We start from the raw sequence: 3,524 nt of genomic DNA, 5'->3' as shown, positions 1-3,524 counted from the left end.
GCGGGTCTGCCACTGACCGTCTCCGTGGATCATGAAAGTGCCGGGTCGGCTGCCCAGTACGCCGAGTACCGCCTGCACCAGCCCATGCCGTCCGACCTCGATCCAGCACAGGACTTGCCCCGGTACGACGCGTACCCGCCCTCCCGTCACATTCCTCGCCGGGACGAGGACCCGGGGTCGGACGCTTCCGCCGGTCGCTGACACCAACTGCTGCCCGAACGACTCCTGCAGCCTGTTTCTCACTGCCGTGGCCTGGCCGGCGCCGCCATCGCTCCGGGAAACGTGCGGCGGCGCAAGCGCGCGGGCGAGGGCTTCGGCCCCACCGGCACGAAGAGGCGGGCAGGGCATCGTGCAGGTTGCCGTGCAGCCCCCGTACGCCGGTGGCGCCCTGCATCAGCGTGTCGAGCGCCAGATGTTCCTCACAGGTGTCGATAGCGGGCTGCGTGGCGAGTTCCGCGACCCGTCGCTTGCGCGCACTGCTCGCGTCCACAGTCGTGGTCTCGGGGGTGAACGCCAGTGAGGCAGACACAGGAAGCGACGAAAACCCCATATCCGGACAAGCAATTGGAACTCGACCCTCCGGAATTGTCTGCGGTGGCAAAAGGGGGCTGTAAAACAACTTCCCGGCTGTGAGCGTCGGTCGTGACATCGCTGCACGTCGAACGGTTCCGGAGCACACCTTGCCCATCAGCGTCCTGGCCGCGGTCACTTTGTCCGTCCTCCTCGGATTCCTGGTGCCCTTCGTCGGCAAGAAGCACGTCGGCTCCCCACAGGTCCGCTGGGATATCAACCGCGGCCCGGGCGCCTACCTGACCATGCTCGACCAGTTGCGGAAGCTCGCCGCAACCTCCGCCGACGGCCGCCACACGACCAACGCCGACACCGGGATGAACCTCGCCGTCACCGACACCCCGGAGAGCCGGAGTTTCGCCGACATTGTGATCAGTAGCGGCAACCGAGCCCCCACGGTGCATGCGACCGTACGGCTCAGCGACTTCTACGTCGTGCGGTTCTTCTCCAGTGACACCTCACACGACTTCGTCCTGAACCTCACCTCCGACGTCCCCCACAAGGACGACGCCACCCACGACAACTGGTTCCTCGGCAAAGAGGACTACGACGCCCTCACCCGCGTCGCGAACCAGTCGCTGGCCGCCGTCAATCTGAGCGGGTCCAGCCTCGAGAGCAGCCTCAAAGACCTCGGCATCGGAGGCACCGACCGCACCGCCCAGGCGCGCGGCATGCTGCGCTACATCATCGCCATCTCCGAGGCCTCACGGTTCCGCCCCATCGCCAACCACATCGCGAGCGGCATGGACAACGGGTCCGAGGTCTTCCTCACCGCACAGGAGGTAGGCCTGATGTGCAACCAGGACTCGTCCGGTCGCATGTGAGCACTGCGCGTTGGGATCGTTGATGTGGACAGGGGCCGGGGTGATCTGGCGGATGCCGAGTGGGAACGACTGCGGCCGTTCCTGCCGCTCAGCCACAGGCGTTGTGGCAGGTGGCGGCATCACCCGGCAGATGATCGACGGGATTCCGCGCCAGGTATGGACAGGCGCTCAGCGGCGTAACCTGCCCGAACGGTCCGGTCCGTGGAAGACCGTGTGCAGGCCACACCGATTGTGGTCGGCCGACGGGCCCTGGGAGCGCCTGCTCCAGCAGGTCCAAGCCCAGGCTGACGCTGCGGGCGAGATCGACTGGGACATCTCGGTCGACTCCACCATCGTGCGGGCGCACCAGCATGCTGCTGGCGCCCGCACCGATCCACCGCCGGCTCCCTCTCAAAGGGGGACGCACCCCAAACCTGGGCGGCTGTGAGGTGAAGCGGGGGGTGCCCCCGTCTGACGACAAGGGCGGTGCGAGCATTTCCATGGGGCGGCGAACGATGCCGGAGGGACGGCAGGGCGTGGCGAACGCGGAGCAGGGCAGACCGGGCGGTGCCGTGGGCACGGGTGCGGCGGCCCGGTTGGGGACGGTTCGCGTCGTGCTCTGGCTGGTCGCCGCGGTCCTGGCGGCGCGGCAGATCGCGGTCGTGCTGCACACGGCCAGTGGGGAGCGGCTGACCGACCTGGAGACCTGGGTCGGACCGGACGGTGTCCTGCATGTCACGGGTTCGCTGTACGACTCGACGCGGTTCGCCGGTACGCCGTTCGGCGGCCTCGTCCTCAAGCCCCTCACCCGTGCGACGGAACAGGCGCTCGGCTGGGGGTGGACCTTCGGCACCCTCCTCCTGGTCGTCGCCCTCGGCCTGGTCGCCGCCCGCGCCCTGCCCCAGCCCGTCACCCGCCGCACGGCATTGCTCGCGGCCCCCGTCGCGGTCACCCTGCTGATGCTGTCGTTGCCGGTGCGCAACACGCTGTATCTGGGCCAGACCAGCATCCTCCCCGTCCTGCTCGTCCTGGCGGGCTGCTTCGCGGTCCGGGGCGAGCGCGCCAGCGGGGTCTGCATAGGGCTCGCCGCGGCCTTCCAGCCGACCGTGCTGCTGTTCGTGCCGCTGCTGTGGTTCACCGGCCGCCGCCGGGCCGCCGCGAGCACCGGGATCACGTTCGCCGGGGCCACCACGCTGGCCTGGGCGGTGATGCCGCACGACTCGTACGCCTACTGGGTGCACCACCTGGCCGGGGTCGGCCTCGGCGGCCGGGCGGACGACCTCGCCAACCAGTCCCTGCACGGCGCGCTGCTCCGGCTGGGCCTCACGGGCCCGCTGGAGATCGTCGTCTTCTTCGCGCTGGCCGCCGCCGTCGCCGCACTCGGCATGCGGAGGGCCATCCACTACGCCCGCGACGGACAGTTGCTGCTCGCGGTCGCCCTCACCGGCTGTGTCGTGGTCGCCGTCTCGCCGACGTCCTGGAAGCACCAGCTGCTGTGGGTGCTGCTCGCGGTGGTCGGCCGGGTCGGCAGGAAGGCCTCGGCGCGGTACGTGTGGCCGGTCGCCGTCGTCCTGGTGATGACGCTGCCCGCGAAGATGATGGTGCCGAACGTGGGCGTTCTGCACCCGGTGCGTGACAACGTGGTCCTGCTGGCAGCGCTCACCGCCGCGCTCGTCGTGCCGTTCCTGTCCCGTACCTCGGAGTACTTCCGGGCGCCGATCCCCACGGAGTACGCCCCGAAGGCGCAGACCCGCTTCACCCGGGCCCCGTTGCTGCGCCGGGTGGCGACCCGTCCCAACCTGCTCCTCGAACTGCTGCTGATCCGCGCCACCTACGCCGCCTACCAGCGCACCCGCCTGGAGGCCACCGGCAGCCGGGCCGTCGCCGAGGAGCACGCCGGGCAGGTCCTCGCGGTCGAGAAGGCCCTGTTCATCGACATCGAGCACTGGTTCAACCACACGGTGGTCGGGATCGGCTGGCTGCGGGGCTTCTTCGACTTCTACTACACGTCGTTCCACTTCGTGGTCCCGCTGACCGTCCTCGGTGTCCTCTACTGGCGCCGCCCCGCCGACTACCGCTGGGCCCGCACGGCCATCGGCCTCACCACGGTCCTCGCGCTCGTCGGCTTCTTCTTCTACCCGCTGGCCCCGC

At 69.6% G+C, this 3,524-nt stretch carries 4 protein-coding genes; all 4 read left to right on the top strand.

Annotated elements, in window-relative coordinates; genetic code table 11:
• Positions 1-201 (top strand): hypothetical protein (locus AWZ10_RS52800; protein WP_208618422.1); only part of this gene is annotated, 201 nt, incomplete at its 5' end.
• Positions 202-680: 479 nt separating this feature from the next.
• Positions 681-1,394 carry a ribosome-inactivating family protein gene (locus AWZ10_RS00050; RefSeq protein WP_060890112.1) on the top strand — a complete coding sequence of 238 codons (714 nt, stop codon included), beginning with the start codon at positions 681-683 and terminating at the stop codon, positions 1,392-1,394.
• A gap of 22 nt (positions 1,395-1,416) precedes the next feature.
• Positions 1,417-1,821: a transposase gene (locus tag AWZ10_RS55665; RefSeq protein ID WP_107084603.1), complete on the top strand. Its 405-nt coding sequence runs from the start codon at positions 1,417-1,419 to the stop codon at positions 1,819-1,821.
• An 88-nt stretch (positions 1,822-1,909) separates the two neighbouring features.
• The coding region (locus tag AWZ10_RS00045; protein ID WP_425264471.1) for a glycosyltransferase 87 family protein at positions 1,910-3,524 on the top strand (1,615 nt) is incomplete at its 3' end.

Origin of the sequence: Streptomyces europaeiscabiei (genome assembly GCF_001550375.1) — a bacterium.
GTDB classification, from domain to species: domain Bacteria; phylum Actinomycetota; class Actinomycetes; order Streptomycetales; family Streptomycetaceae; genus Streptomyces; species Streptomyces europaeiscabiei.
This window is presented reverse-complemented; position numbering and strand designations above follow the sequence as displayed.

What these genes read in the sequence shown, in the direction of transcription:
- AWZ10_RS55665 (WP_107084603.1), top strand. Translation starts at nt 1,417, where the DNA reads ATGTGGACAGGGGCCGGGGTGATCTGGCGGATGCCGAGTGGGAACGAC.